The organism is Micrococcus sp. TA1, from assembly GCF_014199555.1.
Taxonomy (GTDB): domain Bacteria; phylum Actinomycetota; class Actinomycetes; order Actinomycetales; family Micrococcaceae; genus Citricoccus.
On the sequence record NZ_JACHNW010000001.1, the window covers coordinates 2,261,919 to 2,288,765 of the forward strand.

The window sequence follows — 26,847 nt, forward strand, 5'->3', positions numbered from 1 at the left end:
ATGACCACCCACGACCCGTACCCCCACGACCCGTACCCCCACGCACCGCAGGCCCAGGACGCGGAGGCCCAGGCCCTCGAGGACGAGATCACCCGCGGCACCCTCCGCGACCGCCACCGGGACCACGAGTTCGACGGGACCTCCGGTCGCGGCTCGACGGCCGCCGTCGGGACCCGGACAGCGCCCGAGGGCATCCGCACCGGCACCCTGGTGTGGGGCATCATCGCCCTGCTGGTGGCCCTGTGGTCCCTGTCCGCGACCGTGCTGGACTGGGACGTCGACCCGGCCCTGGTGCTGATCTGCCTGGCCGCGCTCGGCGGCCTGGTGCTCGTGGCCGGCGGCATCGCCGGCGCCACCCGGAAGGGGCACTGACCGTGGACGCCTTCTACCGCACCCTGCGCTCCATCCCCTACCGCCGCGGCCCGCGCCGCTGGGTCGCCGGCATCTGCGGGGGCCTGTCCGCGAAGTTCGGCTGGGACCCCACGCTGGTGCGGATCGTGGTCCTGCTGAGCTTCCTGCTGCCGTTCATCGGCGTCGGCACCTACCTGGTGGCGTGGCTCCTGCTGCCCTGGCAGGACGGGTCCATCCCGCTGGAGCGGGTCCTGCCCGGTCACCACTCGCGATAGCCTTCGATCAGGACCACCCGATCCAGCCTGTCGAAAGGACCTCCAGCATGCGCGTCGGCCTCCTGACCAGCGGCGGGGACTGCCCCGGACTCAACGCGGTCATCCGCTCCGCCGTCCTGCACGGCATCAAGACCTACGACTACGAGCTCGTGGGCATCCGGGACGGCTGGCGCGGACTGATCGAGGGCGACGTGGAGGACCTGCCCCGCCAGCGGGTCCGCGGCCTGGCCCGCACCGGCGGGACCATCCTGGGCACCTCGCGGACGCACCCCTACAACCACCCGCGGGGCGGCCCGGAGAACATCAAGGCCCAGATGGCCCGGCTGGGGCTGGACGCCGTGGTGGCGATCGGCGGCGAGGGGACCCTGGCCGGGGCGAAACGGCTGTCCGACGACGGCGTCCCGCTGGTCGGGGTGCCCAAGACCATCGACAACGATCTCCAGGCCACCGACTACACCTTCGGCTTCGACACCGCCGTCTCGATCGCCACCGACGCCATGGACCGGCTCCGCACCACGGGCGAGTCCCACCACCGGTGCATGGTGGCCGAGGTGATGGGCCGGCACGTCGGCTGGATCGCCCTGCACTCGGGCATGTCCGCCGGTGCGCACGCGATCCTCATCCCGGAGCAGCGCACCTCCATGGAGCAGGTGTGCGACTGGGTCCGCCAGGTGCACGAACGGGGGCGGTCACCGCTCGTGGTCGTCGCCGAGGGCTTCGTCCCCGAGGGCCACGACGACCCGCTGGCAGAGGCCGGGGCGGACGCCTCCGGCCGGCCGCGACTGGGCGGGATCGGCGAGTGGGTGACGCACCGGATCGAGGACATGACCGGGATCGAGACCCGCAACACCGTGCTGGGCCACATCCAGCGCGGCGGTGCGCCCACCGGCTTCGACCGCGTGCTGGCCACCCGCTTCGGCATGGGGGCCATCGACCTCGTCGCCGACGGCGAGTACGGGAAGATGGTCGCCCTGGACGGCACCGAGATCGTCCGGGTGGAGCTCGCAGCCGCCCTGGACGGGCTCAAGGAGGTCCCGCAGCACCGCTACGACGAGGCGAAGGTGCTGTTCGGGCGTTAGCCTTCAAGGATGCCCGTCAACAGCCACACCCGCCAGATCATCGAGCTGGCCTGGTCCCGGATCCTGGGACTGCCCGACTGCTCGATCACCGAGGCCGCCGGGTCTCCCCCGGGCTCCCGGCGGATCGAGGTGGCCACAGACTCCGGCGCGCAGGACGGCGCGGACGAGCAGATCGCCACCTTCGTCCGCCTCTACCAGACCTCCGTGCTCTACGGTCCCCGCTGGCTGCTGGACGCCGCCCGGGACGTGGACGACGAGGTCCTGGCCCTGGAGTCCACGATGATCCGCCTCGGCGCCGGACACGCCGCCCGCTCCCTGGGCGAGTCGGCGCTCTACTACGCGGAGGACGTCCCGGAGATCGAGCGCTCCGGATCCGTGGCCGTGTCCTACGAGGCGGCCGACGCCGCCGCGCTCGAGGCGCTGTGCCCCGCGGACGACGTCACCGAGGTGGGGCTGTCCGGTCTGGACGCCACCTTCACCCTGGTTCCCGACGACGGCTCGGGCACCCCGACCGGTGACCCGGTCGCGGGGGCCGGGTACGAGGAATGGCAGGGGCTGATCGGCCACCTGGGCGTGCTGGTGCGCCCCGACGTGCGCCGGATGGGCCTGGGCGCCTACGCCGCGGCGATCGCCATGGAGGAGGCCTTCACCGAGGGGCTCGTGCCGCAGTGGCGGGCCGCGCTGGGCAACACCGCCTCGCAGCGCCTGGCCGGCACCCTCGGCTTCGAGCTGGCCGGGTCACAGACGACGGTGCTGTTCACCCAGTGACGGTGCTGCTCACCCGGTGACGGTGCCGTTCACCCGGTGATGGGGCCGACCCGCCTACCGGGTGCCGCGGCGCACGAAGCCGGTGGCCCGGCCGACGGCCTTGCCGGCCTGGGGCGAGACGACGACCTCCTGGGCGGCCGCGGTGAAGGACCAGCCGTCCTCGGCGTTGCCCTCCCGCACGAGCAGCTCGGCCTCGGGGTCGGTGTTGCGCTTGAGGATGGCCAGCGCGATCGGGCCCATCTCGTGGTGCTGGGCGGCCGAGGTGAGCGTGCCCACGGACCGGGCGGTGCCGGCCTCGGCGGTCCCGGACTCCGGGCGCACGACCACGTCCGCACCGGGCTCCGGCAGGGTGTGGCCCGAGCCGTCGAGCTGCAGGAACGCCAGGCGGCGCGGCGGGTGGCCGAGGTTGTGGACCCGGGCGATCGTCTCCTGGCCCTTGTAGCAGCCCTTGTTCAGGTGCACCGCCGTGCGCACGAGGTCCACCTCGTGCGGGATGGTGCGGTCATCGGTGTCCACCCCGTGGCGGGGCCGCAGCGCCGCGATGCGCAACCCCTCGGCGGCGAGCACGCCGGCCAGGGTGAAGCCCTCGGGCAGGGCAGCGAGCTCGGAGACGGGCACCAGGTACTCGGACCAGGACCAGTCCGCGGCCGGGTGCCGCGCCGGGTCGGGGTCCACGGTGTACGGGAAGCCGCCCTCGCCGATGGCCGGCCAGGGATCGCGCCACCGGACGACGTCGTCCCGCTCGTCCCACGCCGGCACGTCACCGGTGGTGCCGATCACCGCGATCTCGCCGGTCCGATCCGCGATCTCCACGCGGGAGGCGAACTTCATCCTCGTCAGCCAGTCGGCCAGCCCCACGTTCTCCCCCGGTTCCACGGTGAGCCAGGTGGTGGCACCGTCGTCCACGAGGTGGCAGTCGAACTCGATGCGGCCCTGGACGTCCAGGAACAGCGTCTCCGTGGAGGTCCCGGGCTCCACCCCCCGGTCCAGCCGCTGGCTGGTCAGCACGTGCAGCCAGCTCAGCCGCTCCGGCCCGGACACCGTGACCACGCCGCGGTGGGACAGGTCCACCACCGCGGTGCCGGCGGCCAGGGCGCGCTGCTCGGCCACCGGCTGGCCGTAGTGCGCGGCCACCGGGGCGTCGGGACCGGTGCCGGCCACCGCTCCGTGGACGGCGTCCGGGCCGGACAGCAGGGGCGAGGTGTAGGTCATCGGGGCAGTCTTCCCTGGGTGCGGTCGGGCATCCGGTCGAGGATGGCCGAGGCGTGCGGGTGCTCCTCGCCGCCGGCCGTGGCGTCCCAGCGCCAGAACAGCTGGCCGTTGACGAGCCCGAGGATCCGGGAACCGCCCTCGTAGGGCCCGGCGGCGGAGCCGCGCAGCACGGAGTCCGTGCGCAACTGGACCTGGGGGCCCTTGATGACGCCGTAGTACAGCTCCGTCAGGGACCCGGGGTGGGTGATCTGCGCCGTGATGGGGAAGCTGTCGTCCTGGCGCCGGTACGTCTCGACGTCCTCGGCGGACCGCAGGGTCGGCACCACGTCACCCGGGGACATCCCGGGTCCGGGATCACCGTCGCGGCGTTCCCGGTCGAGTGCCCAGAACCCGGACTCCACGGTCAGCGGGCGCAGCAGCGTGCCGTCCTCCTCGCAGAGCCACGACTCGGCGCGGTACTCCAGGAAGGGCAGCTGGTGGTCCGTGAAGTCGACCCGCTGGTAGAAGATCTCGCTGTCGCTGTCCCCGGCTCCCAGCCGGCCCTGTCCCTCCCAGGAGCCGATGAGCCAGGACAGCGGAGCGAGCTCCGGCGTCAGGTCGAAGGGCAGTTCAGTGGGCACGGGGAAGGATCAGCGCTGGCCCTTGTACAGGCCCGAGACCACGAGGACGGCGAACGCCGCCATGGCCAGGCCCGCGATGACGAGCAGGACGGTGAAGAAGACCTCAAGTGCAAGAATCGACATGCGGACATCCTACTCCAGCCGGGTTCCCTCGGCGTCCCGGCCTGCAACGTGACGACCATGCCGGACCTTATCCAGCCAGTCCGCCACGAACTCGTCGGCCGGGTAGGTGTCCAGGTCCCCCTGCAGGGCCTGCAGCACCTGGTCCCCGGACTCGGCGTCCGGCACGTCGATGCGCAGCATCTCCTCGCCGTCGTGCTTGCGGCGCACCACCACGGAGGCCCCGACCACCCCGGCCCCGTAGCCGCCGAGGACCTGGGTCAGAACCCCGCCGACGAAGCGGAAGACCCGCTCCACCGGGTCGTCGCCACCCTCCTCGAGGTCCACCGAGTACAGCTCGTTGGCCATCGGTCCGGTCTCGTTCGTCATCACGTGCCTCCTTCCGCCGGTCAGCCCGGCATGATCCTGATCACAAAGTACGCGAGCAGCCCGGCCAGGGCCACGGGCGCCACTCCCAGCGCGACGGCGGCCCGGTTGCCCACGGGACGCCCCCGTCCACCGTCCGGCGCGGTGTGCCCGCCGAGCACCGATCCCAGCGCACCGAGCACGCCGGCCGTCACGGCCGCCGGCGGGTACAGCCCGGGCAGCACGAGCGCGAGCGCGAGGGGGGCGAGCCCGGCCAGCAGCACCGCGAGCAGCGCGTCCCAGGGTCCGGGCAGCCGGGCCATCCCGGCCAGGGCTGCGAGCGCGAGCGAGACGGCCAGGGAGAGGGTGAGGGCGCCGGCGTCGTGCCGGGCGACCGCGGTCCAGCCGGCGACGGCGCACACGACGACCACGCCGGCCACCGTCCCGGCCGTGGACTCCAGCCGCTGGGGGCGGCCGTGGCCGCGGAACAGCTGGACCAGGAAGGCGGCCACCGTGCCCAGGGCCAGGCAGATGGCGACCGGCTCGATCAGCGATCCGCCGAAGGACCGGCGGGGGTCACCGGCCTCGGGGACCGGCCAGAGGGCCACGGCCCAGGTGGCGGCCAGTCCGGAGGCCAGCAGCACGGCGGTCAGGGAGCGGCGGGCCGGGGCGCCGAGCAGCTGGGGCCAGCCGAGCGCCACGGCGGCCACCAGCACGGACCCGGTGACGGCCGCGGCCCACGGGCCCAGCGCGCCGACGCCCACGAGCAGGGCGGCGACCACGGCGGTGACCGCCAGCAGGGGATGCTTCACCCTTCCATCCTGCCATCGCCGCACGCGCCCCCGCCGCTGCCTGCCCCGCGCTTCCCTATACTGACGTGCGAACCTGCTTCAGACGTCGAGGAGGCCAGATGGCCCGGTTGCTCCTGCTGAGCGGCTCGACCGCGCCGGTCCTGGAGGCCCTGGCGTTCCTCGACCACCGCGTCACGGTGGCTCCGCCGCGCGCCGAGTCGCTGCTGCGCTCCCCGGAGACCGACGTCGTGCTGGTGGACGCCCGCCGTGACCTGGCCGGGGCCCGCGGGCTGTGCCAGGTGATCCGCACGTCCTCCCCCTCCATGCCCGTGGTGCCGATCCTGACCGAGGGCGGACTGGCCGCCCTCTCCCCCGGGTGGGGCACGACCGACTTCCTGCTGGACACCGCCGGTCCCGCCGAGGTGTCGGCGCGGTTGCGGCTGTCCGTCGCCCGGGCCGCCGAGGACGCCGGGGCCACCGGACCGGGTGCCGAGGCGCCCATCCGCGCCTCGGGCGTCAGCGTGGACGCGGCCAGCTACACCGCGAAGGTCCACGGCGAGCCGTTGAACCTCACGTTCAAGGAGTTCGAGCTCCTCAAGCACCTCGTCCAGCACCCGGGCCGGGTCTTCACCCGCGAGCAGCTGCTGCACGAGGTGTGGGGCTACGACTACTTCGGCGGCACCCGCACCGTGGACGTGCACGTGCGGCGGCTGCGGGCCAAGCTGGGCCCCGACCAGGAGCAGCTGATCGGCACCGTCCGCAACGTCGGTTACCGGTTCGTGCCCCGTGAGAGCGAGCCCGGTCAGGGCCCCAACGGCTAGTGTTGGGCCATGAACCGCACTGACCCGACCCCCGAAGCCCCCGAGGCCCCGGCACTGACCGTCAGTGCCGGCCGCCTGGACCCCCGAGCCCTGCACGACCTGCGTGCCCTGGCCGACGCGGCCGAGGCCGCGGACGGCAATCCCCCCTTCTCGGACCAGACCTGGGTGGAACTGCGCACCACCGACGACCCGGAGAGGGTCCGCACCGTGACGGCCTGGCTGGACCACTCCCCCGGGCGGGAGGGGGAACTGGCCGGTGCCGCCGTCGCGATCTCGGCCGACCAGGGCCCGGGGGTGCTGGAACTGGTGGTGCACCCGAACTGCCGCGGCCAGGGGGTGGCCACCGCGATGGCCACCGAGCTCTCCGACCTGCTGGACCGTGAGCCGCTGCAGGCCTGGGCGCACGGCAACCACGCCGCCGCCGCCCGGCTGGCCGAGCAGTTCGGCTACACCCCGGTGCGCGAGCTGCTGCGCCTGCGCCTGACCCACCAGTCGGACGCCGACGCCGCGGCGTGGAACGAGGACCTCCCCGAGGGCGTGACCGTCCGGTCCTTCGTGCCCGGTGACGACGACGCCGCCTGGCTCGCGGCGAACGCCGCGGCCTTCGCCGACCACGCAGAACAGGGCTCGATGGACCAGACGGACCTCGATGCCCGGAAGGCCGAGGCCTGGTTCGACCCCGAGGGGTTCCTGCTCGCCGTGGACGCCGACGGGTCCCTGCTCGGCTATCACTGGACGAAGATCCACCCCGGTGCCGACGGGCACCCGCCGCTCGGTGAGGTCTACGTGATCGGCGTGGTCCCGGCCGCGCAGGGACGCGGCCTGGGGCGGCTGCTGACCGTGCTCGGCATCCGGTACCTGCAGCGCCGGGGCGTGGACGCGGTGATGCTGTACGTGGACGCGGACAACGCGTCGGCCGTGCAGCTGTACCGCAAGCTCGGCTTCACCCGCTGGGACACCGATGTGATGTACGCCCGGTCATCCTGACGTCGACCCGCGGTCACCCGATGTTCACCTCCCGGTAGGATCACGAGAATGCCCAGCACCGCTGCCCGCTCCACCGCCTCGTTCCACGATCCCGAGCCCACCGCGGAGATCCTGGCCGCCGGGGTGCTGCCGTGGCGGGTCAACGGCCGGGGCCTCGAGGTGCTGCTGATCCACCGGCCGGACTACGACGACTGGTCCTGGCCCAAGGGCAAGCTCGACGACGGCGAGACCCTGCCCGAGTGCGCCGTGCGCGAGGTGCGGGAGGAGATCGGGCTGGACGTGGAGCTCGGCCTGCCGCTGCCGTCCACCCACTACACGGTCAACGGGGGCACGCCCAAGGAGGTCTGGTACTGGGCCGTCGAGGTCGCGCGCCAGAGCCCCCAGGTGGACGGCAAGGAGGTGGACCGCGTCGAGTGGGTGAGCGCCGAGCAGGCCCTCGAGCAGCTCACCAACGCCTCCGACGTCGAACCCCTCACGGTGCTGATCGCCGCGCACCGGGAGCGCACGCTGCGCACCGTCCCGTTCATCGTGCTGCGGCACGCCAAGGCCAAGCCCCGCTCCTCGTGGTCCCGCGCCGAGGGGGCCCGGCCGCTGGCCCCCACCGGCCAGCGCCAGGCGCTGGCCGTGCGCCGGCTGCTGGGCGTGTGGGCTCCCCGCAAGATCATCACCTCCCCCTGGCGACGCTGCGTGGAGACGGTGACCCCGTACGTCAAGGACACCGGCCGGGGACTGAAGGAGAACGGCGCGTTCACCGAGAAGGCCGTGAAGTCCAAGCCCAAGCGGACCGGCAAGGAGGTCGACTCGCTGCTGGCCAAGGTGCGCGCCAGCGTGCTGTGCACGCACCGGCCCGTGCTGCCCGTGGTCCTGGACGCGCTCACCGGCCGGGCCGCCCGGGAGGGCCGGGACGCCGTGCTGGCCGCCCTGCCCCGCAAGGACCCCTACCTCAAGCCCGGCGGCATGATCGTGGCCCAGCGGGCCGTGGACGCCGGCGGGCGGATCGTCTCGCTGGAGGTCTACGACGTCTGGGACGACTGACGTAGGGTCATCCCATGAGCAGCCAGGACACCCCCAAGATCGTCCATGACGACCTGCGCGTCGTGCGCGACCCGGACCGGGGCCGGATCGAGTTGTGGCAGAAGGAACAGTTCATCGGCTTCCTCGGCTACACCGAGCAGACCGTGGACGACCAGACCGTGGTCGTCCTGCAGCACACCATCATCGACGAGGCCTTCGGCCGCCGCGGGTACGCCCGTGCCCTGGTGACGATCGTGCTGGAGCGGCTCAAGGCGGAGGGCTTCCTGATCGTGCCGGAGTGCAGCTACGTGCAGGACTACCTGCGGCGGTACCCGGAATACCAGCCGATGGTCTACGAGGGTCAGCTGCAGGACTGACGTCCGCCGACCCCCAGACCGCGCCGTAGACTGCTGGGGTGAGCATTCCCACCCCCTACGAGGACCTCCTGGCCGATGTCCTGGCCCACGGGACCGTCAAGGAGGACCGCACCGGCACGGGCACGTACAGCGTGTTCGGCCGCCAGCTGCGTTACGACCTCGGTGAGTCCTTCCCGCTGATCACCACCAAGCGGGTGCACTTCCGGTCCGTGGCCCTGGAACTGCTGTGGTTCCTGCGCGGAGAGTCGAACGTGCGCTGGCTGCAGGAGCGCGGCGTGAGCATCTGGGACGAGTGGGCGGACGCGGACGGTGAGCTCGGCCCGGTCTACGGGGTGCAGTGGCGCTCCTGGCCGGCCCCGGACGGCGGGCAGATCGACCAGATCGCCCGCGTCGTGGAGTCCCTGCGCACCCATCCGGACTCGCGCCGGCACATCGTCACCGCGTGGAACCCGGCCGAGGTGGAGAAGATGGCCCTGCCGCCGTGCCACGCCCTGTTCCAGTTCTACGTGGCGGACGGCCGGCTCTCCTGCCAGCTGTACCAGCGCTCGGCCGACCTGTTCCTCGGCGTGCCGTTCAACATCGCCTCCTACGCCCTGCTGACCGTCATGATGGCCCGGCAGACGGGCCTGGAGCCCGGCGAGTTCGTCTGGACCGGCGGGGACTGCCACATCTACTCCAACCACGTGGACCAGGTGCGCGAGCAGCTGGCCCGCACCCCCTACCCGTACCCGCGGCTGCGCCTGAACCGGCAGCCGGAGGACATCTTCTCCTACGCGTACGAGGACTTCGAGCTGGTCGACTACCAGCACCACCCGACGATCAAGGCCCCCATTGCCGTCTGACGAACACCCCGGCCAGCACACCCCGTCCCGGATCGGCATGATCTGGGCCCAGACCCCCGACCGGGTGATCGGAGCCGACGGCGACATGCCGTGGCACGTGCCCGAGGACCTGAACCGCTTCAAGGAGCTCACCCACGGCCACCCCGTGATCATGGGCCGCAAGACCTGGGACTCCTTCCCCGCGAAGTACCGGCCGCTGCCGGGACGGACCAACATCGTGGTCTCCCGGCGTCAGGCCACCGCGAGCCGGATGCGGGACGCCGGCGCCGTCGTCGTGCCCGGTTTCCAGGAGGCCCTCGAGGCCGCGCACGAGGCCGACGGGCTGGACCTCATCTGGGTGATCGGCGGGGCCACGCTCTTCGAGCAGGCCCTGGACGTGGCCACCCTGGCCGAGATCACCCTGATCGACACCGACGCCGAGGGTGACACCTTCGCCCCCGAGCTGGACGCCCGGTGGACCCGGACCGCCGTGGACCCGGCCACCGGGGCGCACCGGTCCCGCACCGGTCCGGCCTACCGCTACGAACGATGGGAACGACAGGACCGACCATGAGCCTGCTGCTGAACAAGACCACCCTGACGTTCATCGCCTTCGTCGCCTGCCCCGTGCTCGGCCTGGTGACCGCCGTGATGGGACTGATCATGATCCTCTCCGGCGACGTGATCCCCGGCGTCGTCTTCCTGGTGGTGCTCACCCAGGTGTTCGTTGTCGGCGGGATCTGGGCGACGAGGAAACGTAGCTCACTGCTGGAGGACGGGTCCGGCCAGTAGACTGCGGGCATGGTTTCCCCCGAGTCGACCGAAACGGCCCCCTCTGTCCTGACCTCCGACACCGCCGGCAACCCCACCGTGGGGCTGATCGGCTGGCGCGGCATGGTCGGTTCCGTCCTCATGCAGCGCATGGAGGAGGAGGGTGACTTCAGCCGTGTCAACCCCGTGTTCTTCTCCACGTCCTCGGCCGGGCGCCCCGCGCCGGTGTACCAGGGCATGGACGGTGACGCCGGCGTCCTGCAGGACGCCTATGACATCGACCTGCTCGCCAAGCTGCCCGTCATCCTGACCACCCAGGGCGGGGACTACACCTCCGAGGTCTACCCGAAGCTGCGGGCCGCCGGCTGGGACGGGATCTGGATCGACGCCGCCTCCACCCTGCGCATGCAGGACTCCTCCATCATCGTGCTGGACCCGGTCAACCGCGGCGTGATCGACGCCGGCCTGTCCAGCGGCATCAAGGAGTTCGTGGGCGGCAACTGCACCGTCTCCTGCATGCTCATGGGCCTGGGCGGACTGTTCAAGGCCGGTCTCGTCGAGTGGGGCACCGCCATGACCTACCAGGCGGCCTCCGGAGGCGGCGCCCGCCACATGCGCGAACTGCTGACCCAGTTCGGCACCCTGAACTCGGTGGTCTCCTCGGAACTGGCCGACCCGGCCTCGGCGATCCTGGAGATCGACCGCAAGGTCCTGGCCGCCCAGCGCGACGGCACCCTGGACGCCTCCCAGTTCGGCGTCCCTCTGGCCGGGTCCCTGATCCCGTGGATCGACAAGGACCTGGGCAACGGCATGTCCAAGGAGGAGTGGAAGGCCGGGGCCGAGACCAACAAGATCCTGCGGACCCAGACCCGGATCCCCTTCGACTCCCTCTGCGTGCGCATCGGCACCCTGCGCTCCCACTCCCAGGCCCTCACCCTGAAGCTGACCCAGGACGTGCCGCTGGACGAGATCGAGCAGATCATCGCCGGTGACAACGAGTGGGTCTCCGTGGTGCCGAACACCAAGGACGCCTCCGTGGAACAGCTGACCCCGATCGCCGCCTCGGGGTCCATGGACATCCCCGTGGGCCGGCTGCGCAAGCTGGACATGGGCCCGGAGTACCTCTCCGCGTTCACCGTGGGCGACCAGCTGCTGTGGGGCGCCGCCGAGCCGGTGCGCCGCATGCTGATGATCGCCACCGGGAACCTCTAGGACACGGCCCCCTCCCCCACCGACCGACGGCGGCGGGCACCCCCACGGGTGCCCGCCGCCGTCGTCGTCCCGGACCGGAAACGTGCCGGAGCCGGGCCCGGACTAGATCGAGGAGGACACGTCCCAGAGGTTGATGGTGGACTCCCGTCCGGCCACCCGGTCGATGCGGTCCAGTTCGGCGTCCGTGAAGACGGTGTTCGCCAGCGCGCCGAGGTTCTCGTCCAGCTGCGCCGTGGAGGAGGCCCCGAGCAGCACGGAGCTCACCCCGCCCTCGCGGAGCAGCCAGGCGATGGCCAGCTGGGCCAGGGTCTGGCCGCGCTCGGCGGCCAGACCGGCCAGGGCGCGCACCGTGGCCAGGTTCTCCTCGGTGACGTGACCGGCCAGGGAACCGCGGCCGCCGCTGGGCACGGCACCGGCGTCGTCCAGGTACTTGTCCGTCAGCAGCCCCTGGGCGAGCGGGGTGAAGGCGATCGAGCCCATGCCCTCCCGCGCCAGGGTGTCCAGCAGCGCGTCCTCCACCCAGCGGTTCAGCAGCGAGTAGGCGGGCTGGTGGATGACCAGCGGGGTCCCGAGCTGCCGGGCGACGGCGGCGGCCTGGCGGGTGCGCTCCGCCGAGTACGAGGAGATGCCCACGTAGAGGGCCTTGCCCTGCCGCACGAGGGTGTCCAGGGCGCCGACGGTCTCCTCCACCGGGGTGTGCGGATCCGCGCGGTGCGAGTAGAAGATGTCCACGTACTCCAGGCCCATCCGCTCCAGCGACTCCTCCGCCGAGGCGATGAGGTACTTGCGCGACCCCAGGTTCCCGTACGGCCCGGGCCACATGTCCCAGCCGGCCTTGGACGAGACGATGACCTCGTGCCGGTACGGGGCGAGGTCGCGGCGCATCATCCGCCCGAAGTTCTCCTCCGCGGCGCCGTAGGGCGGACCGTAGTTGTTCGCCAGGTCGAAGTGCGTGATGCCGTGGTCGAAGGCGTGGCGCAGGATCTGCCGCTGGACGTCGAAGGGCCGGTTGTCCCCGAAGTTCCACCACAGTCCCAGGCTGATCGGGGGCAGGTGCAGGCCGCTGGTGCCCACGCGGCGGTACTCCGTGGAGGAGTACCGCTCCGGAGCCGCCACGTAGGGACGGTGACTGTCCGGGATCACAGCGCGCACCCCACCAGCACCGGCTCGGGGTGCAGCCGCACGCCCCAGGCCCGTTCGACGCCGTCCCGCACCGTGCGCGCGACCGCCAGCAGGTCCTCGGTGGAGGCCTCCCCCCGGTTCGTCACGGCCAGCGTGTGCTTGGTGGACAACGACGCGCGGCCGTTCGCCAGGTGCCGCTCCGCCTCCCCCAGCCCGTAGCCCCTGCCGAAGCCGGCGTGCTCGATCAGCCAGGCGGCCGAGAGCTTGACCCGGCCCGGTCCCGCGCCGAATGCCGGAGCGCCCTCCGGCAACCGGGCCCGGACGGCGTCCGGGACGACGGGGTTGGTGAAGAACGACCCGGTGGACCAGGTGTCGTGGTCGGCCGGGTCCAGGACCATGCCCTTGCCCGCGCGGAGGGACAGCACCTCCTGGCGCACGAGGGCCAGGGGCGCCGTCTCCCCCTCCCGCACGCCCAGGGCCCGGGCCAACTGGGCGTAGCGGACCGGGGCGGCGGTTCCCGCGCTCCGGAGCCTGAAGTCCACGGAGAGCACGATCCAGCGCGGGGTGGTCGCCTCCGGATCCTCCAGCAGGGACCTCTTGATCACCGAGTCCCGGTAGCCGAAGCCGAGGTCGGCGTTGGCCAGTTCGACGACCCGGCCGGCCTGCCGGTCCCAGGCGCGGACCGAGACCAGGGCCTGGGAGACGTCCGCCCCGTAGGCGCCCACGTTCTGCACGGGCGTGGCCCCGGCGGACCCGGGGATGCCGGAGAGCGCCTCGAGCCCGGACAGGCCGTGCCCGACGGTCCAGGCCACCGCCCTGTCCCAGTCCTGTCCGGCGGCCATCCGCACGGTGTCGGCCGAGCGCTGCTCGATGCCGGCGAACGCGAGCTGGACCACGGTGCCGGGGAAGCCGGCGTCGGCCATCAGGGTGTTGGAGCCGCCGCCGAGCACGAGCAGCGGGCTCCCGGACTCGTCGGCCAGGCGGATCGCCGAGATGGCGGCGGCCTCGGAGGTGGCGGTGACCCAGTGGTCGGCGGGCCCGCCCACGCGGCTGGTGGTGTGGTCCGCCAGCCTCACGGCTGGTCCACCCGGACCACGGCCTGCGCCTTGGTCAGCACCCGCGCGCCGTCGTTGCCGGGGTCGGTGACGGTCAGGTCGATCCGGGCCGTGCCGGCCTCCGCGTCCACGGCCCCGACCTTGCCGGTGACCTCCAGGGTGGCCCCGCCGTCCTCGGGGACGGGGACCATCTGGGTGAAGCGCGTCTGGTAGTCGAGGATCCGGCCGGGGTCCCCGCACCAGTCGGTGACGAGCTGCACCGCCGCCCCCATGGTCAGCATGCCGTGGGCGATCACGCCGGGCAGCTCCACGGAGCGGGCGGTCGACTCGGACCAGTGGATCGGGTTGAAGTCCCCGGAGGCACCGGCGTAGCGGACCAGGTCCGCGCGGTCGAGGCGGATGGTGGTCGAGCCGATCGAGTCGCCCTTCTGCATGCTCATTCCTCTCCGCGGACCAGCAGGGTGGACCGCACGGTGCTGACCGGTTCCCCGGCCGTGGTGGCGATGTCCGCGCGCGTGGTGACCATCGAGTGCCCGCCCAGGGACTTGACCGTCTCCACGGTGGCGGTGGCGACCAGTTCGTCACCGGCCACGATCGGCCGGTGGTGGGTGAAGCGCTCGTCCGCGTGGACCACCCGGGAGAAGTCGATGCCGGAGTCCGGGTCCTGGACGACGGCCTGCTCTGCGCGCTGGGCCAGGACCACCGCGAAGGTGGGCGGGGCCACCAGGTCCGCGTGGCCGAGCGCGCGGGCCGCCTCGAGGTCGGAGTGGGCCGGGTGACCGGCCTTGACGGCCGCGGCGAACTCGCGGATCTTCTCCCGCCCCACGGCGTAGGGCTGGGTCGGCGGATAGCTCCGCCCCTGCAGGTCCGGGTTCACGCTCACGGGTCGGTCCTCCTGGTGACGGGGTGGTCGGCGGCCGCTGTCCAGACTACCCGCGCCCGGACACGACGTGACGCCACCCCCCCGAGGGGGATGGCGTCACGTACTCGTGCCGGAAGGGGTCAGCCGAACGCGTGGTAGCGCTGCATGAAGGCCGAGATCTCCCCGCGGGTGATCGGATCGGACTGGTTGAAGTTGCCCTGGGTGTCCCCGACGGTGATGCCCTTCGAGGCCAGCCAGGTGATCGCGTCGTAGTTCGCGCCGCCCGGGTTGAGGTCCTCGAACGGCGAGGTCTCCGGGGAGACGTGCCGACGGGGCTCGTCCCAGCGGTACAGGAACGCGGCGAACTCACCACGGGTGACCGCCCGGGAGGTCTTGAAGGTGCCGTCGGCGTAGCCGGCGGTGACCTCCTCGGCGGACGCCCAGGTGATCGAGGCGTAGTACGCACCACCGGCGTTGACGTCGCTGAACGGCGACTCGTCCGGCGACTCGAAGTCCTCCGGATCGATGTACCGGTACAGGAAGGCCGTGGTCTCCCCACGGGTCACGTTCTGGTTCTTCCGGAACGTGTTGTCCGTGTAGCCGACGGAGATGTCATGACGGGCCATCCACCGCACCGGCGTGAAGAACGCCGACCCGCGAGGGTTGTCCGTGAAGTTCCCGCTATGACGATCCGGCTCCGGCGGGGTGTCCCCCGGATCGGTGGTGCTGGCGAAGCCCGGGGCGGCCATGGCGCCGGCCAGGACTGCCGTGAGGCCGATGGCGACTGCCCCAGAAAGGCGACGGTGGTTTTTCATGAGACGACCCTTCGCTGAGATGGTACTGACGCCGTCATTCCATCCCTCCGCATCCCACCGTGTCAAGCGTCACATTGCGCCGACTTGCAGGTTTCCGATAACATTCGCGCACTGCGGCACCCCCGTGGCCCGGATGGCCTCCTCCGGGCCATGGGGCGCTGCCACGGGCCGCGTCCGTCCCGTTGAACGTGTCCCGCTCGACGGTCGCCGGGTGTCCTCGTCGACGGCGGTGACCCCGGCCGGGCCGGTCCGGGTGAGGGCCTCCCCGCGGCCACTGCGCCAGGGCGTGCGGGACCGGACGGTCACCGGTGGCGGCGGCGGGCGTCCCGGATCCGCAGGAGCTGGGCGGCCAGGTGCGTGATGAGGCCGGCGCCGATCAGCCCGATCGCGCCCCACTGCAGGGGCGTGAGGGTGAGGGCTCCCCCGAGGACGGAGAGCAGGATGCCGGACAGGATGAGCCCGGTGCCGGTCAGCAGCGTGATGCGGTAGGCCCTCGAGCCGTTCTCCCAGGGATTGAACACCCCTCCACGGTAGCGCGGTACCGGCTGACCACGAGGTCCGCGAGCTCCACCGGCACCGGTCCCGACTCCCCGAGCAACGGGGCCGTGGTGGCCGCCGCTCCGGCCGCGGCGGCCTCGGCGACCAGCCGGGACTGGAAGTACCCCGGCGCCAGCAGGTAGCTCAGCACCAGCACCGGCCGGGCGGGGTCCTGGCGGCAGGCGGTCCCGACGGCGGTAGCGACCCCCGGCCGCGCGGCCGAGAGGTAGGCGTCGGTCACCTCGGTGCCCAGCCGGGCGGCCACCCGCGCGGCGACGGCACGGCAGTCGGCGACCGCACCGGCGTCGGTGGATCCGGCCGCGGCCAGCACCACCCGGTGGTGACCGCGCACGAACCCGGAGCCCAGCGCCCGCCGCGCCAGCACCTCCACCAGCCGCTCGTCCGGGCCCAGCGCGCCGGCCACCGGGAGCCCGCCGGCGGCCTCGCGCAGGTCCACCTTCACGTGATACCCCGCGGAGAGCAGCACCGGTACGACGACGGCGGCCCGGCCCGGCGGAAGGGCCGCCACCACCTCCCCGACCGGCGGTGACTGCACGTCCACGTGGGTCAGCAGGACCTCCGCCGGGGTCCGCGTCCGCACGGCCCGGGCCAGCGCGGTGATCCGTTCCTGCCCTGCGGGGTCGGCCGTGCCGTGGGAGACGGCGATGAGGGCCGGCCGGTCCCTCACGCGGCGCGCACCTCGACGATCCGGTCGCGGACCCGCACCGGGAAGGTGGCGAGCCGCAGGGCCGGGTCGGTGAGGCACTGGCCCGTGGCGAGGTCGTACACCTGCTTGTGCAGGGGCGAGGCCAGGGTGGGCCGGCCCTGCCGGGAGCCGACGATCCCGCGGGCCATGACGGGGGCGTTCGCGTACGGGTCCCAGTGCGAGACGGCGAGGACCTCGTCGGAGGGCAGCCGCACGACGGCGAGCTGCTCCCCCGCAACGAGGGCGGCCTCGGCCCACAGCGGCTCGAGCCGGTCGAGGGGACACACCGGGTGCCAGGCGGCCTGCTCGGATGCCGTGGCGGTGCCGGTGACGGCGTGCGGGGCGGACGCTGGGTGGGTCGCGGTGAGGGTCATGGATCCACCGTAGGAAACGCGTGTTTCGAGGGGGTCACCCGTGATGTTTCGCCCGTGCAACGGTGTCCTCTCCTGGGCGGCCGCCGCCTGGTGAGGGGGGCGTCACCCAGCCGTTACACCGGGGACACGGTGGGGAAACGGCCTCCTCATAGCGTGGTGATCCTTCGATGCGAGGGGATGGACCCATGACTGTGCGACCGATCCGACCGACGAACCGGACCGTGGCGGTGGTCGGTGGCGGCCCCGCCGCCCACCGGCTGGTGGAGGCCCTGCTGGCCCGCGGTGATGACCTGCGGGTGTCCCTGTTCACCGAGGAGCCACGGGCCCCCTATGACCGCGTGGCCCTCTCCCGGCGCTTCCTGGACGCCACCGACGACCTGCCCCTGGGCTCCGGCTCCGGCCCCTGGGACGACCCGAGGGTGAGCCTGCGCACCGGATGCCGGGTCACCGCCATCGACCCCGCCGCGCGGTCGCTGACGACGGCGGACGGGAGCACCCTGGGCTGGGACGACCTGGTCCTGGCCACCGGCAGCGACGCCGCACGCCCGGCGATCCCCGGGGCCGGGGACCTGGAGGTCTACCGGACCATCGACGACGTCGACCGGTTGCGCGGCCGGGTGGCGGAGCTCGCCACCCGGCTGGGGCGCCCGCCGCAGACCGCCGTGATCGGCGGCGGCCTGCTGGGCCTGGAGGCCGCCGGAGGGCTGAGGGCCCTGGGCGCGGACGTCACCGTGGTCCATTCCCGCCCCTGGGTCATGAACGCGCAGCTGGACGAGTTCGGCGGCCGCACCCTCAACCGCCTGCTGCGCGACCAGGGGTACGTCCTGCGGCTCGGCGAGCGCCCCAGCGCGCTGGAGGGTGGCTGGCTGCGCTTCCCCTCCGGCGAGGGCCTTCCGGTGGACCTGGTGGTCGCGGCCACGGGCATCACCGCCCGCGATGAGCTCGGTGCCGGCGTGCTGCAGATCGGTCCCCGCGGCGGGTTCGTCATCGACGAGACCTGTGCGACGTCGGCCCCGCATGTCTGGGCGATCGGCGAGGCCGCCAGCTTCGGGGGCGAGTGCATGGGGCTGGTGGCTCCGGCCAACACGATGGCCGAGGTGGTCGCCGACCGGTTGTGCGGCGGTTCCGGGACCTTCCCCGGTTTCGACACCGCCGCCAAGCTCAAGCTCGCCGGGCTGGACGTGGCCAGCTTCGGGGACGGCCTCGCCGCAGCCCCCGGCGCCCTGGAGGTCGTGTACGCCGATCCCACCGGCGGGGTCTACCAGAAGCTCGTCGTCTCCGAGGACGCGCGCACCCTGCTCGGCGGGGTCTTCGTGGGCGATGCGGGCCCCTACGCGGCGCTGCGCCCCATGCTCGGACGCGAGTTGCCCGGGGAGGCCGGAGCGTTCCTCTCCGCGGCCGGCAACGGCGCCCCGCCTGACCTGGCGCTGCCGGACGAGGCCCAGGTCTGCTCCTGCCGTGACGTCAGCGCCGGAGACCTGCGCCGGGCCGTGTGCGGTGGCTGTCCGGACCTGGCCGGGCTCAAGGCCTGCACCGGGGTGGGGACCCAGTGCGGCTCCTGCCTGCCGGCGGCCCAGAAGGTCATGGAGCGGCAACTGGTCGAGCTGGGGGTGGAGGTCTCCACCGCGCTGTGCGAGCACTTCGCCCTGTCCCGGTCCGGACTGTTCGAGGCCGTGCGGTCCACCCGGCTGACCACCTTCGGCGAGATTGTCACCCGCTTCGGCACGCCCGCGGACCCGGCCGTGAACCTCGGTTGCGACATCTGCAAGCCCGTGGCGGCCTCCGTGCTGGCCACCCTGCACGGCGAGTACATCCTCGACGGGGACCGCGGCGGACTGCAGGACACCAACGACCGTGCGCTGGCGAACCTGCAGAAGGACGGCACCTACTCGGTGGTCCCCCGCATCCCGGCCGGCGAGATCACCCCGGAGAAGCTCGCGGTGATCGCGGAGGTGGCCCGGGACTACGGGCTGTACACCAAGATCACCGGCGCTCAGCGGATCGACCTGTTCGGGGCGACCCTGGAGCAGCTGCCCCCGATCTGGCGGCGTCTCGTGGACGCCGGATTCGAGTCCGGCCAGGCCTACGGCAAGGCCCTGCGCAACGTGAAGTCCTGCGTGGGCTCCACGTGGTGCCGCTACGGGGTGCAGGACTCCGTGGCCATGGCCGTCCGGCTCGAGGAGCGCTACCGGGGGCTGCGCAGCCCCCACAAGATGAAGTTCGGCGTCTCCGGGTGCGCCCGGGAGTGCGCCGAGGCCCGCGGCAAGGACGTCGGCGTGATCGCCACCTCCGAAGGCTGGAACCTCTACGTGGGTGGCAACGGAGGAGCCACCCCGGCCCACGCGGTACTGCTCGCCAAGGACCTCGACGACGAGACGCTGCTGCGGTACATCGACCGGTACGTCGTCTACTACATCCGCACCGCCGAGCGCCTGCAGCGCACGGCCCGGTGGATGGAGGAGCTGCCCGGCGGGATCGACCACGTGCAGGACGTGGTGGTGCAGGACTCCCTCGGGATCGCCGCGGACCTGGAACGGGTGGTCGCCGAACACCTGGAGACCTACCGGGACGAGTGGGCCGCGACCCTCGAGGACCCCGAACGGTTACGCCGGTTCCGTACGTTCGTCAACGCCCCGGCCGGGTCGGCAGAGCCGGCCGGGGCGGGCTCCGTGGTCCTGTCGGGACCGCGCATCCCCGTGCGGGGTGAACGGTGACCGGGGCGGTGCCGGCACCGGGCTCGGTCACGCTCATCGGTGCCGGCCCCGGGGCGGCCGACCTGCTGACGGTGCGCGCGCTGCGCGTGCTGGCCCACGCCGACGTCGTGTACTACGACCGGCTCGCCCCCACGGACGACCTGGCCGCGTGGGCGCCGCACGCCCACCTGGTCGACGTCGGCAAGCAGCCCGGGCACCACAGGGTCCCCCAGGCGGAGATCGACCGGCTGATCGTGGCCTCGGCCCTGGCCGGGCTGCGCGTGGCCCGGCTCAAGGGCGGGGACCCGTTCGTCTTCGGCCGCGGCAGTGAGGAGGTGGCCGCGTGCGAGGAGGCCGGGGTCCCGGTGACCGTGGTCCCGGGCATCACCTCCGCGGTGGCCGTCCCGGCCGCGGCGGGGATCCCCGTCACCGCGCGCGGGCTGAGCAAGGCGTTCACGGTGATCTCCGGCCACGACCCGCTCTCCGAGCTGGAACTGTCCGGACTGGCGCGACTGGGCGGGACCGCCGTCGTCCTCATGGGCATGGCCACTCTCGGCCATACCGCCATCGGGCTGATGCGCCACGGCGTGGACCCCCGGATGCCGGTGGGGATCGTGGAGCGCGGGTGCACCGAGCGGCAGCGGGTCTGCATCGCCCCGCTCGCGGAGATCCTCACCGCCTCCGCCGTCCAGGGCATGCGCTCCCCCGCGGTCCTCGTGATCGGGGAGGTCGTGCGGCTGGCGCCCGGGGCCGAGGAACGGCTGCGGGAGCTGGCCGGGGTGGCGGGGACCGCATGAGCGACCTGCCCCCGGCGCTGCCCCAGACCCTGGCCGGGTTCCGCATCGGCGTGACCTCGGACCGGCGCAGCGACGAGCTCATCTGCGCCTTCCAGCGCCGCGGCGCCGAGGTGATGCACGCCCCGGCGTTGCGCATCGCCCCCCTGACGGAGTCCGTCACCCTGCACCGGGACACGCGCCGGGTCATCGACGCCCTGCCGGACTACGCCGTCATCACCACGGCCTACGGGATGCGCCGCTGGACGGAGGCCGCCGACGCCTACGGGCTCGGCCCCGAGCTCCACCGCGCCCTGGAGGCCGCCTCGATCCTCGTCCGCGGGCCCAAGGCCCGCGGTGCCGTCCGGGCCGCCGGACTGGAGGACGTCGGCGCACCGCAGGACGAGCGCACGGCCTCGCTCGTGGACCTGCTGCTCACCCGGAACCTCCGGGGACGGACCGTGGCCTTCCAGCTGCACGGCATGCTCGACCACCAGCAGGTCTCCCGCCTCGAGAAGGCCGGGGCCCGGGTGCTGACCGTGATGCCGTACACGTGGGCGCGTCCGGCCCAGGACTCGGACCTGCTGCGGATGATCGACGCCGCCATCGACCGCCAGCTCGACGTGCTCACCTTCACGGCCGCCCCCGCGGTCGAGGCCTTCCTCGCCGTCGCCCAGCAGTACGGGCGCCTGGAGCCCCTCCTGGAGGCGCTGCGCGCGGACGTGGCGACGGCCGTCGTCGGGACCGTGACCGCCGGGCCGCTGCACGAGGCCGGGCTGCGTCCGCTGGTCCCCTCCCGCTGGCGCCTGGGGGCCATGATCCGGCTGGTGTGCGAACACCTGGAACAGCAGGGGGTCCTCCGCGTGGACACCCGCGTGGGCCCCCTGGAGATCCGCGGTGACCAGGTGCACTTCACCGAGCGGCCGGCCGGCCCCGTCCGGCTTCCACCCGGCCCGCTCGCGCTGCTGCGCGAACTCGCGGACGCGCGGGGCGCCGTGCTGACCCGCGCCCACCTCGTCGCGACCCTGCGCCAGTGCGAGTCCGAGCACGCCCTGGAGATGCTCGTCTGGCGCCTGCGCCGGCAGCTGCCGGTCGCGGGCGTCGTCAGCACCGTCGTCAAGCGAGGCTATCGACTGGCGGTCTAGCCAGCATCTCCTCGATCCGCCCGCGGCACGTCCCGCAACCGGTACCGGCCCCGCAGCGGTCCCCGACCTCGTCCACCGTCGCGCAGCCGGCCACGGCGTCCCCGACCTGGCCGGCGGTGGCGCCCGAGCACCGGCAGAGCACGTCCTCCGGTCCCAGGGCGCGGTCCCCCGCGGCGTGTTCCAGGGCCAGCAGCGCGGACCGGTCCGCCGCGGGCAGGACACCGGTCAGGGCATGACGGGACAGCTCCGCCGCGGACCGGGGCAGTCCGATCGCCACGAACCCGAGCATCCGCTCCCCGTCGGTGACGATGCGCAGGTACTGCCCGGCCCCCGGGTCCGCCCACGTGGAGACGCTCGGCCCGTCCGGGTCCCAGGGGTCCGCGTCCGGGTCCCCGGCGCAGGCCACGGACAACGAGTGCGACTTCACGACGAGCGGATCCAGCCGGCGCGGGGACGCCTCGGGGCCGGGCACCGGCCGTCCGGCGGCATCGAGCTCGACGGCGGCCGGGCAGCCGAGGTCCTCGCGCAGGGCGAGGGCGGTGGCCCGGGCCTGGTCCCAGCCGGGGCCGATGAGCCCGCTCGGCCGGGCACCCGACGGCGCGGCGCAGTCACCGATGGCGAAGACGGCCGGGTCGTCGGGGCAGCGCCCGTCACCGTCCACGACCACCCCGCCGCGGGGCAGGGTGCGCAGTCCGGCGTCGGCGGCGAGCCGGTCCCGGGCCCGGACGCCCGTGCAGGCCACGAGCAGCGCCGCGGGGATCCGCCGCCCCTGGGTGGTGCGGAGGCCCACGAGGTGGGGGACGCCGTCCGCGGCGGTGGCCCGGTCCTCGGCGCGGGCGCTGACCTCGAGCTCCTGGACCCCGCAGTCCGGCCGGACCTGCACCCCGGCCCCGGTGAGCTGGCGCAGCAGCAGGCGGCCGGCATCGGGGTCCAATTGACGCCCCAGGGGCAGGTGTCCGCGGTGCAGCAGGGTGACGGGGGCGCCCACCTCGGCGAGCGCCAGGGCCGCCTCCACGCCCAGGACCCCGCCACCGAGCACCACGACGGGCCTGCCGGCACGCACGGCCCGGCCCAGCTGCTCGGCCTCGGACATCTCGCGCAGCGCCATGACGCCGACCGGCCGCCGACCCGCCGAGGCCGCGACCGAGATGCCCCGGCCCACGGCGCCGGACACCGGGAAGTCCGGGATGACCGCCTCGGCGCCCGTGGCCAGGACCAGGCGGTCGTAGCCGAGCGTGGTCTCGTCCAGGCCACCCCGGCCGAGTCGCACCGTCCGCCGGGCCCGGTCGAGGCCCGTCACGGTGGTCCCGGTCCGGATCCCGACGCCGATCGCCGCGAGCTCCCCCGGATCCAGCATGGACAGGTCCCCACCCCGGATGCGCCCGCTGGCCACGTCCCCCAGGCGGATCCGCTGGTAGGCCGGGACCGGTTCCGCCCCCACGACGGTCATGCGCACGGCGCCGGACTCCAGTGCCGGGCGCAGTTCCTGGACCAGCCGGGCCGCCACGGGCCCGCACCCCACGACCACCACGTGACTACTCATGGCGTGAGCCCTCAGCGGGCTGGCGGACCGGGTGGAGGGTCACCGGGGTGTTCTTGAACTCCGGCATCTGGCTGTGCGGGTCCAGCAGTCCGGCCGTCAGCCGGTTGGCCGTGCCCTGACCGGTGAAGTGGAAGGGGACGAACACGGTGTCCGTGCGCAGGCCGGCGTCGAGCACCACGCGGGCCCGGAGGGTCCCGGCGGCACTGCGCAGCTCGGCCGGGGCGCCGTCCTCGAGGGCCAGCCGGCCGGCCGTGGCCGGGTGCACGCTGACGGTGGCCTCGGGGTGGACGGCCAGCAGGGCCGGTACCCGCCGGGTCTGGGTGCCGGACTGGTAGTGCTCCATGAGCCGTCCGGTGGTGAGCGTCAGTCCCTGGGCGGAGGCCGGCTGCGGCGCACGGACGTGGATCGCCCCGAGGCGGGCCCTGCCGTCGGCATGGCCGAAGCGCTCGGTGAAGACCCGGGGCGTTCCGACCACCGGTTCCCCGCTGACGGTCACCTCCTGGGGGCCGGTGCCGGTGAGGGGTTCGGTGAGGGGCCAGTACGGGGCCACCTCGCCGATCCGTTCCCACGCCAGCGCCGAGTAGTCGGCCCGGCTCCCGGCCGTCGCGCGGCGGATCTCGGCGTAGGCCTCGGCGGGTTCGTCGGGCAGCGGGACCTCACTGCCGAGGCGGCGGGCGATCTCGGCCAGGACCCAGAGCTCCGAACGGGCCCCGGGCGGACCATCGACGGCCTTGCGGCGGCGCAGGACCCGCCCCTCGAGGTTGGTCATGGTCCCGTCCTCCTCGGCCCACTGGAGGACCGGCAGGACCACGTCGGCCAGCCCGGCGGTCTCGGAGAGGAAGAAGTCGCAGACCACGAGCAGCTCCAGCGCCCGCAGGCCGGCCTCCACGCGAGTGGCGTCCGGGGCGGAGACGACGACGTTGGCACCGTGCACGAGCAGCCCCCGGACGCCCTGGGGCGTTCCGAGGGTGTGCAGCAGCTGGGTCGCCGGCAGGCCAGGACCGGGCAGCGACGCGGCGGTGGTCCCCCACTGACGTGCCACGGCCTCGCGGTCGGCCGGGTCCGTGATGGACCGCAGGCCGGGCAGCTGGTCCGCCTTCTGGCCCATCTCCCGGCCCCCCTGGCCGTTGCCCTGGCCGGTGAGGGTGCCGTAACCGCCGCCTCGCGTCCCCGGCAGGCCGAGGAGCAGCGCCAGGCTGATGGCCGCGCGCGCGGTGTCCGTTCCGTCGCGGTGCTGCTCCACGCCCCGCCCGGTGAGGATGAAGACCGGATCCCCGCCGGCCCTGGCGGCCCGGGCCGCGGCGGCCAGGTGCCGCGCCAGCCACCGGATGCGCCCGGCCGACACCCCGGTCACCGTCTGGGCGCGCTCCGGCCACCAGTCCCCCACGGACCGGCGGAAGGCGGCCAGCCCCGTGGTCCGGCGGTGGAGGTAGTCCCCGTCCTCCAGGCCCTCGGCGAGGATCACGTGGGCCACCGACAGCAGCAGGGGCAGGTCACCGCCCGGGGCCGGGGCGATGTGGTGCCCGCAGCCCTCCGCCGTCAGTTGCGCGGTGCTGGAGCGTCGCGGGTCCACGACGATCAGCCCGCCCCGGTCGCGGGCACTCTCCAGGTGCTGGACGAAGGGCGGCATGGTGTCCGCCACGTTGGAGCCCAGCAGCAGCACGGTGCAGGCGTCGTCCAGGTCGGTCAGGGGGAAGGGCAGTCCGCGGTCGAGTCCCAGGACCTCGGTGGAGGCCTTGGCGGCGGAGGCCATGCAGAACCGGCCGTTGTAGTCGATCCGCGAGGTGCGCAGGGCGGTCCGGGCGAACTTGCCCAGGGTGTAGGCCTTCTCGTTCGTCAGCGAGCCGGACCCGAAGACCCCGACGGCATCCGGGCCGTGGGTGCCCTGCAGCGCGGCGATGCGGGTGGCCACCCGGCCGAGGGCCTCGTCCCAGGAGGCCTCCCGGAGGGGGCCGCCCTGGGTGTCCCGGAGCAGCGGGGTGCTCAGGCGGTCGGGGCGGTCCCCCAGCAGCGCGGCGGCGGTGGCCCCCTTGCGGCAGAGCCGGCCGCGGTTGGTGGGGAACTCCGCACCCGCCACCGCCACGGACGGAGCCCCGGGACCGGCCGCGTCGACGGTGAGGGTCATCGAGCACTGCAGGGCGCAGTAGGGGCAGTGCGTGGTGGTCCGGACCGGTTCAGACATGGGCTCGGGCCAGCATCGAGCCGGGGCGGCGGTAGACGAGGTAGGTGAAGGCCGCCAGGACGAGGTAGGCGGCCGCGAGGGCCCAGAAGGCGGCGTCGAAGGACCCGTGGGCGCTGTGGGAGGCCCGCAGGACCTGGGGGATCATGAATCCGCCGAAGCCCCCGACGGCACCGATCAGGCCCAGGGCCGCGGAGGACTTGCGCTCATGCCCGACCGGGTCGTCCGCCCGGACGGTCAGGCGGAAGACGAGTGGGATCATCCGGTAGCTGGAGCCGTTGGCGATCCCCGTGAGGGTGAACAGGGCCAGGAACAGTCCGAGGTAGAGCCAGAAGTTCTGCCAGGGAAGCGTGAGCACCACGCCGGCGGTGACCGCGGCCATCGCGAGGAAGCAGGCCAGGGTGACGGTGGCCCCGCCCCGCCGATCGGCCAGCCTGCCGCCGAAGGGGCGGGCGAGCGAGCCCACGAGGGGACCGAGGAACGCCATCGAGATCACCGCGCCCCACAGCTCGAGGCCCGAGAAGGCCGGGAACATGATCGAGATCAAGGTGGGGAAGACCGAGCCGAATCCCATGAACGAGCCGAAGGTGCCGATGTAGATCAGGGCGATCAGCCACAGGTGCGGTTCCCGCAACGCCGAGAGGGAGCCCTTGAGGTCGTTGCGGGCGTGGGACAGGTTGTGCATGTAGCGGTGCGCGCCCCAGGCGGCGATCAGGATCAGCGGGATCCAGACCAGTCCGGCCATCGGCAGGGCGGGGCCGAAGGTGCCGATGGCGAGCACGGTCACGGCGAGCGGGACCGCGAACTGCGCGACGGCCACGCCGATGTTGCCGCCGGCCGCGTTGAGGCCCAGGGCCGCCCCCTTCTCCTGGGCCGGGAAGAAGAAGGTGATGTTGGCCATCGAGCTGGCGAAGTTGCCTCCGCCGAAACCGGCCGTGGCGGCGACGGCGAACAGGACCCAGACCGGCGTGTGCGGAGTCGACAGCGCGACGGCCAGCGCGACCGTGGGGACCAGCAGCAACAGGGCGGAGATGACCGTCCAGTTGCGCCCGCCGAACAGGGCCACCGTGAAGCTGTACGGCACCCGCAGCACGGCGCCGACGAGCGGTGGCAGGGACACGAGCCAGAACTGCTGTGAGGTGCTCAGGTCGAAGCCGGCGGCCGGCAGGAACACGACCGTGACGGACCACAGTTGCCAGACGGCGAAACCGAGGAACTCGCAGAACACGGACCAGTACAGGTTCTGCCGGGCGGCGGGCCGCCCGGGACCGTTCCAGAACCGCGGCTCCTCCGGCTGCCAGTTGGACACCCAGCGGCCGGGACCCACGACGAGCCGGTCCGTGGGTGGTGCTCCCGGGACGGCCTCGGGGGCGGGGGCGGTGAATGTGCGGTCCTCGGTCAGGGCCATGGCGGGTTCCTCTCGGCTCGCGGTTGACCGCCACGTTGCCAGGAGGGTGTTTCCGCGGGCGTCGCGGAAAG

Annotated in this window: 30 protein-coding genes; 15 read left to right on the forward strand and 15 right to left on the reverse strand. The window is 73.3% G+C overall.

Features of this window, described 5'->3' with window-relative positions; all coding sequences use genetic code 11:
* Genes GGQ69_RS09895 through GGQ69_RS09910 form a run of 4 tightly spaced genes read left to right on the forward strand, consistent with a single transcriptional unit; the run spans position 1 to position 2,473 of the window.
* Positions 1-372, forward strand: a complete 372-nt coding sequence (locus GGQ69_RS09895; protein WP_183527597.1) for a hypothetical protein — start codon at positions 1-3, stop codon at positions 370-372.
* Positions 373-374: 2 nt separating this feature from the next.
* Positions 375-626 (forward strand): PspC domain-containing protein, encoded by a 252-nt coding sequence (locus GGQ69_RS09900; RefSeq protein ID WP_183527599.1) that lies wholly within the window; start codon positions 375-377, stop codon positions 624-626.
* Positions 627-673: 47 nt separating this feature from the next.
* Complete coding sequence (locus GGQ69_RS09905) at positions 674-1,705, forward strand: 6-phosphofructokinase (protein ID WP_183527601.1); 1,032 nt, start codon at positions 674-676, stop codon at positions 1,703-1,705.
* A gap of 9 nt (positions 1,706-1,714) precedes the next feature.
* Positions 1,715-2,473, forward strand: a complete 759-nt coding sequence (locus tag GGQ69_RS09910) for a GNAT family N-acetyltransferase (protein WP_183527603.1) — start codon at positions 1,715-1,717, stop codon at positions 2,471-2,473.
* A gap of 54 nt (positions 2,474-2,527) precedes the next feature.
* Here GGQ69_RS09910 and GGQ69_RS09915 read toward each other — a convergent pair whose 3' ends face one another.
* The 4 genes from GGQ69_RS09915 to GGQ69_RS09930 form a co-directional block, all read right to left on the reverse strand.
* Positions 2,528-3,685, reverse strand: coding sequence for a folate-binding protein YgfZ (locus GGQ69_RS09915; RefSeq protein ID WP_183527605.1), 1,158 nt, complete (start codon positions 3,683-3,685; stop codon positions 2,528-2,530).
* Positions 3,682-4,305, reverse strand: a complete 624-nt coding sequence (locus GGQ69_RS09920) for an FABP family protein (protein WP_010143215.1) — start codon at positions 4,303-4,305, stop codon at positions 3,682-3,684. Before GGQ69_RS09920 ends, GGQ69_RS09915 begins: the two co-directional genes overlap by 4 nt.
* A gap of 132 nt (positions 4,306-4,437) precedes the next feature.
* Positions 4,438-4,794: a hypothetical protein gene (locus tag GGQ69_RS09925; RefSeq protein WP_010143214.1), complete on the reverse strand. Its 357-nt coding sequence runs from the start codon at positions 4,792-4,794 to the stop codon at positions 4,438-4,440.
* Between the two features lie 20 nt (positions 4,795-4,814).
* Complete coding sequence (locus GGQ69_RS09930; RefSeq protein WP_183527607.1) at positions 4,815-5,582, reverse strand: hypothetical protein; 768 nt, start codon at positions 5,580-5,582, stop codon at positions 4,815-4,817.
* 98 nt (positions 5,583-5,680) lie between these two features.
* Here GGQ69_RS09930 and GGQ69_RS09935 point away from each other — a divergent pair, with 98 nt between their 5' ends.
* Genes GGQ69_RS09935 through asd form a run of 8 tightly spaced genes read left to right on the forward strand, consistent with a single transcriptional unit; the run spans position 5,681 to position 11,564 of the window.
* Positions 5,681-6,382: a response regulator transcription factor gene (locus GGQ69_RS09935; protein ID WP_183527609.1), complete on the forward strand. Its 702-nt coding sequence runs from the start codon at positions 5,681-5,683 to the stop codon at positions 6,380-6,382.
* A 9-nt stretch (positions 6,383-6,391) separates the two neighbouring features.
* Entirely contained in the window at positions 6,392-7,369 is a 978-nt protein-coding gene (gene mshD, locus GGQ69_RS09940) for a mycothiol synthase (RefSeq protein ID WP_183527612.1), read from the forward strand.
* Between the two features lie 48 nt (positions 7,370-7,417).
* Entirely contained in the window at positions 7,418-8,404 is a 987-nt protein-coding gene (locus GGQ69_RS09945) for an NUDIX hydrolase (protein ID WP_183527614.1), read from the forward strand.
* A 14-nt stretch (positions 8,405-8,418) separates the two neighbouring features.
* The gene (locus GGQ69_RS09950; RefSeq protein WP_183527615.1) at positions 8,419-8,760 is read left to right on the forward strand and encodes a GNAT family N-acetyltransferase; all 342 of its coding nucleotides are present in this window, start codon (positions 8,419-8,421) and stop codon (positions 8,758-8,760) included.
* A gap of 38 nt (positions 8,761-8,798) precedes the next feature.
* The gene (locus GGQ69_RS09955) at positions 8,799-9,602 is read left to right on the forward strand and encodes a thymidylate synthase (protein ID WP_183527616.1); all 804 of its coding nucleotides are present in this window, start codon (positions 8,799-8,801) and stop codon (positions 9,600-9,602) included.
* Positions 9,592-10,155, forward strand: a complete 564-nt coding sequence (locus GGQ69_RS09960; protein WP_010143202.1) for a dihydrofolate reductase — start codon at positions 9,592-9,594, stop codon at positions 10,153-10,155. The genes GGQ69_RS09955 and GGQ69_RS09960 overlap by 11 nt, the downstream gene beginning before the upstream one ends.
* Positions 10,152-10,373, forward strand: coding sequence for an NF038396 family protein (locus tag GGQ69_RS09965; RefSeq protein ID WP_183527617.1), 222 nt, complete (start codon positions 10,152-10,154; stop codon positions 10,371-10,373). Before GGQ69_RS09960 ends, GGQ69_RS09965 begins: the two co-directional genes overlap by 4 nt.
* Before the next feature lie 9 nt (positions 10,374-10,382).
* Positions 10,383-11,564, forward strand: a complete 1,182-nt coding sequence (gene asd / locus GGQ69_RS09970; RefSeq protein WP_183527618.1) for an aspartate-semialdehyde dehydrogenase — start codon at positions 10,383-10,385, stop codon at positions 11,562-11,564.
* Between the two features lie 102 nt (positions 11,565-11,666).
* Here the strand turns inward: asd and GGQ69_RS09975 are convergent, their stop codons facing one another.
* From GGQ69_RS09975 to nirD, 8 genes are all read right to left on the reverse strand, one after another.
* Entirely contained in the window at positions 11,667-12,707 is a 1,041-nt protein-coding gene (locus tag GGQ69_RS09975; RefSeq protein ID WP_183528549.1) for an aldo/keto reductase, read from the reverse strand.
* Positions 12,704-13,762, reverse strand: coding sequence for a UDP-N-acetylmuramate dehydrogenase (locus tag GGQ69_RS09980; protein WP_183527619.1), 1,059 nt, complete (start codon positions 13,760-13,762; stop codon positions 12,704-12,706). Before GGQ69_RS09980 ends, GGQ69_RS09975 begins: the two co-directional genes overlap by 4 nt.
* Positions 13,759-14,175, reverse strand: coding sequence for a MaoC family dehydratase (locus tag GGQ69_RS09985; protein WP_183528551.1), 417 nt, complete (start codon positions 14,173-14,175; stop codon positions 13,759-13,761). Before GGQ69_RS09985 ends, GGQ69_RS09980 begins: the two co-directional genes overlap by 4 nt.
* 2 nt (positions 14,176-14,177) lie before the next feature.
* Complete coding sequence (locus GGQ69_RS09990) at positions 14,178-14,624, reverse strand: MaoC family dehydratase N-terminal domain-containing protein (RefSeq protein ID WP_183527620.1); 447 nt, start codon at positions 14,622-14,624, stop codon at positions 14,178-14,180.
* Positions 14,625-14,743: 119 nt separating this feature from the next.
* On the reverse strand, positions 14,744-15,418 hold the full coding sequence (locus GGQ69_RS09995; RefSeq protein ID WP_183527621.1) for an S-layer homology domain-containing protein: 675 nt from the start codon (positions 15,416-15,418) through the stop codon (positions 14,744-14,746).
* Positions 15,419-15,720: 302 nt separating this feature from the next.
* Complete coding sequence (locus GGQ69_RS10000; RefSeq protein WP_183527622.1) at positions 15,721-15,939, reverse strand: hypothetical protein; 219 nt, start codon at positions 15,937-15,939, stop codon at positions 15,721-15,723.
* The gene (locus GGQ69_RS16860; RefSeq protein WP_183527623.1) at positions 15,888-16,643 is read right to left on the reverse strand and encodes a sirohydrochlorin chelatase; all 756 of its coding nucleotides are present in this window, start codon (positions 16,641-16,643) and stop codon (positions 15,888-15,890) included. The genes GGQ69_RS10000 and GGQ69_RS16860 overlap by 52 nt, the downstream gene beginning before the upstream one ends.
* A complete protein-coding gene (gene nirD / locus GGQ69_RS10010; RefSeq protein ID WP_183527625.1) occupies positions 16,640-17,035 on the reverse strand; it encodes a nitrite reductase small subunit NirD in 396 nt (131 codons plus the stop codon). Before nirD ends, GGQ69_RS16860 begins: the two co-directional genes overlap by 4 nt.
* 185 nt (positions 17,036-17,220) lie before the next feature.
* Between nirD and nirB the strand changes: the two genes are divergently transcribed.
* The 3 genes from nirB to GGQ69_RS10025 are packed head-to-tail and all read left to right on the forward strand — an operon-like array spanning position 17,221 to position 21,646.
* Complete coding sequence (gene nirB, locus GGQ69_RS10015; RefSeq protein WP_183527627.1) at positions 17,221-19,749, forward strand: nitrite reductase large subunit NirB; 2,529 nt, start codon at positions 17,221-17,223, stop codon at positions 19,747-19,749.
* The gene (gene cobA, locus GGQ69_RS10020; RefSeq protein ID WP_183527629.1) at positions 19,746-20,525 is read left to right on the forward strand and encodes a uroporphyrinogen-III C-methyltransferase; all 780 of its coding nucleotides are present in this window, start codon (positions 19,746-19,748) and stop codon (positions 20,523-20,525) included. The genes nirB and cobA overlap by 4 nt, the downstream gene beginning before the upstream one ends.
* A complete protein-coding gene (locus GGQ69_RS10025; RefSeq protein ID WP_183527631.1) occupies positions 20,522-21,646 on the forward strand; it encodes a uroporphyrinogen-III synthase in 1,125 nt (374 codons plus the stop codon). Before cobA ends, GGQ69_RS10025 begins: the two co-directional genes overlap by 4 nt.
* Here GGQ69_RS10025 and GGQ69_RS10030 read toward each other — a convergent pair.
* From GGQ69_RS10030 to GGQ69_RS10040, 3 genes are read right to left on the reverse strand one after another with little or no spacing between them, the layout of a single operon-like run.
* On the reverse strand, positions 21,618-23,189 hold the full coding sequence (locus GGQ69_RS10030; protein ID WP_183527633.1) for an FAD-dependent oxidoreductase: 1,572 nt from the start codon (positions 23,187-23,189) through the stop codon (positions 21,618-21,620). The genes GGQ69_RS10025 and GGQ69_RS10030 overlap by 29 nt on opposite strands.
* The gene (locus tag GGQ69_RS10035) at positions 23,182-25,371 is read right to left on the reverse strand and encodes a molybdopterin oxidoreductase family protein (RefSeq protein ID WP_183527635.1); all 2,190 of its coding nucleotides are present in this window, start codon (positions 25,369-25,371) and stop codon (positions 23,182-23,184) included. Before GGQ69_RS10035 ends, GGQ69_RS10030 begins: the two co-directional genes overlap by 8 nt.
* Positions 25,364-26,776 (reverse strand): MFS transporter, encoded by a 1,413-nt coding sequence (locus GGQ69_RS10040; protein WP_183527637.1) that lies wholly within the window; start codon positions 26,774-26,776, stop codon positions 25,364-25,366. Before GGQ69_RS10040 ends, GGQ69_RS10035 begins: the two co-directional genes overlap by 8 nt.
* Positions 26,777-26,847: the final 71 nt, after the last annotated feature.

Coding starts and splice junctions, on each gene's coding strand:
- asd (WP_183527618.1), top strand. CDS start 10,383: ATGGTTTCCCCCGAGTCGACCGAAACGGCCCCCTCTGTCCTGACCTCC.
- GGQ69_RS10040 (WP_183527637.1), bottom strand. CDS start 26,776: ATGGCCCTGACCGAGGACCGCACATTCACCGCCCCCGCCCCCGAGGCC.
- GGQ69_RS10030 (WP_183527633.1), bottom strand. CDS start 23,189: ATGAGTAGTCACGTGGTGGTCGTGGGGTGCGGGCCCGTGGCGGCCCGG.
- GGQ69_RS09950 (WP_183527615.1), top strand. CDS start 8,419: ATGAGCAGCCAGGACACCCCCAAGATCGTCCATGACGACCTGCGCGTC.
- GGQ69_RS09985 (WP_183528551.1), bottom strand. CDS start 14,175: ATGCAGAAGGGCGACTCGATCGGCTCGACCACCATCCGCCTCGACCGC.
- GGQ69_RS09945 (WP_183527614.1), top strand. CDS start 7,418: ATGCCCAGCACCGCTGCCCGCTCCACCGCCTCGTTCCACGATCCCGAG.
- GGQ69_RS09905 (WP_183527601.1), top strand. CDS start 674: ATGCGCGTCGGCCTCCTGACCAGCGGCGGGGACTGCCCCGGACTCAAC.
- GGQ69_RS09995 (WP_183527621.1), bottom strand. CDS start 15,418: ATGAAAAACCACCGTCGCCTTTCTGGGGCAGTCGCCATCGGCCTCACG.
- GGQ69_RS09910 (WP_183527603.1), top strand. CDS start 1,715: ATGCCCGTCAACAGCCACACCCGCCAGATCATCGAGCTGGCCTGGTCC.
- mshD (WP_183527612.1), top strand. CDS start 6,392: ATGAACCGCACTGACCCGACCCCCGAAGCCCCCGAGGCCCCGGCACTG.
- GGQ69_RS09935 (WP_183527609.1), top strand. CDS start 5,681: ATGGCCCGGTTGCTCCTGCTGAGCGGCTCGACCGCGCCGGTCCTGGAG.
- GGQ69_RS09925 (WP_010143214.1), bottom strand. CDS start 4,794: ATGACGAACGAGACCGGACCGATGGCCAACGAGCTGTACTCGGTGGAC.
- nirB (WP_183527627.1), top strand. CDS start 17,221: ATGACTGTGCGACCGATCCGACCGACGAACCGGACCGTGGCGGTGGTC.
- nirD (WP_183527625.1), bottom strand. CDS start 17,035: ATGACCCTCACCGCGACCCACCCAGCGTCCGCCCCGCACGCCGTCACC.
- GGQ69_RS09915 (WP_183527605.1), bottom strand. CDS start 3,685: ATGACCTACACCTCGCCCCTGCTGTCCGGCCCGGACGCCGTCCACGGA.
- GGQ69_RS09895 (WP_183527597.1), top strand. CDS start 1: ATGACCACCCACGACCCGTACCCCCACGACCCGTACCCCCACGCACCG.
- GGQ69_RS10025 (WP_183527631.1), top strand. CDS start 20,522: ATGAGCGACCTGCCCCCGGCGCTGCCCCAGACCCTGGCCGGGTTCCGC.
- GGQ69_RS10035 (WP_183527635.1), bottom strand. CDS start 25,371: ATGTCTGAACCGGTCCGGACCACCACGCACTGCCCCTACTGCGCCCTG.
- GGQ69_RS09965 (WP_183527617.1), top strand. CDS start 10,152: ATGAGCCTGCTGCTGAACAAGACCACCCTGACGTTCATCGCCTTCGTC.